Here is a 3,000-nt window from a genome sequence, read left to right on the forward strand (position 1 = left end):
TAGTCCGCTCATATCAGTGATTAAACTTGTATCAATATCACCCAAATATATATTTTCATCTTGAACTAATTTATGTAATTCTTCTATTGTTTGAGGTTTGTATTTCATTATTATGTTCCTTATTATTTTTTATTATTCTATATTTTATTTATTTTTTGTTGTTCTTTTTCCCGCCGCAAAAAGAACCAAAAAGTGCAAATAAAAAATTACTATGAAATATTTTTATTTATAAATTTATGTGTGTTAAATTATATAAAAATATTATTATTGCAGTTGAGTTTTATTTAATATGAATAAAATTAAAGTGTTATAATATCCTATTAAATAATTCTACTAAAACTTCATTGATACTAAATGTATTCTTAGAAATATATTTATCTATTTTTAATATACCTAAATCAACTAATTTAATAGTAGCAAACTCCTCAGAAATTCCAAATATATATTTAACATATTCTATAAACATTATTGCCATATTTTTATTAATATGTTGATCATCATAAAATAAAAAATTTTTAGTTATACAATATTTCTTTCTAAAATAATACCAATGAATCTCCATAAATATATTATTTACTAAAAAATTAGAGGCAAAAATATTAGCTTGCATTTCCATTCTTCTATTGAGATTTTTTGGTATAATTTCATTTTCTGAAAAAACATCTGTAATATTATCTTCAAATATATCCATATATTTTTCTAAATATTGTTTATGTAAAATAAGATGACCTATTTCATGTGCTAAAGTAAATCTCCATCTTGGACTATCATACTTTAAGCGATTTGATATAAATATTGTATTTTTTTTAAATGATATTAATCCTAATATTGTATCTCCCAAATTTATATTAAATTCAAAAGTTATATTATACTTATTACTAAAAAAATATATAACTTTATCTGTATCCAATCTATCATTTTTATAAATACTAAAATAATCAAATTTTTTAGTTATTATATTAATTATTTCTTTTTCTGATATAAATGGTATTTTTATTTTTGAAAAATATTGTATGTTTCTATCTAAAATACCAAATTTAAATAATATTTCAAAGATACTATAATATATATAGTTATCTTCATTTCTTTTAAGAATTATGTCATTTTGATTATTAATAACTATCAAATCAATTTTTAATTTTTTGGCTATTGAAATTGCATCTTCTGTAAAATCACTTTCTGATATTATTATTCCACTTTTTGCTCTTGAATTTTCTATTTGAGTATGAAAATATTCTATATTTTGCACTGATAATTTTCTATTATGAGATTTACATTCCACAGCAATCATTAAATAATGTTTTACATTTTCACCTTTTTCAGCACGTATTTTTTCTTCCTCAGTGTTATATACTTTTATAACAATATCAAAATTTATATCTCTGTAATTATTATCTTCTTTTTTACATACATATTTATGTATAACTATACTCTTTTTAGGATTAATATAATACTTATCATCGTTTATATACTTTTTCAATAGTTCATATACTTTTTTTTCAAATTTATCACCTTTTTCTGTTGTATTTTCCATAAAATATGAATATCCCTAAAATAATAAATCAATATATTAATATTCAATAATTATATATTACAATTTTTTAATTATACAACTTATAAACTATATTACAATCCACTATAAATAACTTTTAACTTTTATACCAAGAAGGAAGATTCTTTTCTATAGGTGAATTTGAAAAAGCATATTTCATATTAACATTTTCTCCTAAATTCCAAGATTCCAAATCCTGATTGAAATTAATACAGTTATCAAATAAAAATGATATATATTTAATATTAGACATATTCCATTTGTCTAAAGGCTGATTGAAATTTGAAGCCCATTGAAACATTGAGGTTATAGATTCAGCATTACTCATATTCCAATCATTTAAAGGCTGATTAAAACTTTTTGCATACCTAAACATAGCATCTGCATATTTTAATTTGCTTATATTCCATTTAGAAATATCCTGATTAAAAGAATATGCACTTTCAAACATAAAGCTCATAATTTCTACATTACTAACATTCCAATTACTTAAATCATTATTAAAAATAATACAATGTGAAAACATAAAATTCATATACTTCACATTAGAAACATTCCAATTATTAAGAGGCTGATTAAATCTAGTACAGCCTTCAAACATATAAGCCATATCTTCTACTTTAGATACATTCCAATTTTCTATATTATGATTAAAATATACAGCTCCTTTAAACATATTATGCATATCTTCTACATTTGAAGTATCCCAAGTTTCAATGCCGTCAAATTTTTTAACTTTTGAATTTTGAAATAAACCAGACATATCAGTTATCAAACTAGTATCTATTTTATCATATTTTACTTTTTCTTTTATTAGTTTTAATAATTCTATTTTGTTTTTAGGCTTATATTTTTCACTATTCTTTAATTCTATTTTTTTAGCTTTTTTATACTCTGATATAATACTCTCTTTATTTTCAATTAGTTCTTTTAATTCATCATAATAAGTATTCTCAAGTTTTTTAATGAAATCTTTAAGTTTATTATATTTCAAAACTTCTTTATAAACTTCTTTTATATCACAGTTTTCAAGCATAGCTAAAAGTTTTTTTCTATTATTTCCTTTAGATAAAAAATAAATATTTAATATAGACTTAACATTCTTAAAAGAAGAAGCACCAGAAAAAATATCATCAATAAAACAAGCCTCATTAATAATCCAATTTTCTATAGAATGATTAAAACTTTCAGCACCGCTAAACATATACGACATACTAATTGCACTAAAAACATTCCAGTTTCCAATATCCTGATTAAAATTCCTAGCATTAAAAAACATACCACGCATATTTACTGCATTTGAAGTATCCCACTTATCTAAAGGCTGATTAAATTCCTTACATCCCTCAAACATATAAATTGCATTTTTCACTTTTGACATATTAAAATGATTTACACTCTGATTAAAATTAGTACAGTTTCTAAACATATATTCAGTATTTTCTAAA

Annotated in this window: 2 protein-coding genes; both read right to left on the reverse strand. The window is 21.3% G+C overall.

Annotation, left to right across the window (positions count from 1 at the left end; translation table 11 throughout):
* Positions 1 to 307: 307 nt before the first annotated feature.
* On the reverse strand, positions 308 to 1,534 hold the full coding sequence (locus R4K56_RS14580; RefSeq protein WP_335773195.1) for an ImmA/IrrE family metallo-endopeptidase: 1,227 nt from the start codon (positions 1,532 to 1,534) through the stop codon (positions 308 to 310).
* Between the two features lie 115 nt (positions 1,535 to 1,649).
* Positions 1,650 to 3,000: BspA family leucine-rich repeat surface protein (locus R4K56_RS14585; protein ID WP_335786932.1), on the reverse strand; the 1,351-nt coding region annotated here is incomplete at its 5' end.

The organism is Brachyspira pulli (assembly GCF_036997785.1).
Taxonomy (GTDB): Bacteria; Spirochaetota; Brachyspiria; order Brachyspirales; family Brachyspiraceae; genus Brachyspira; species Brachyspira pulli.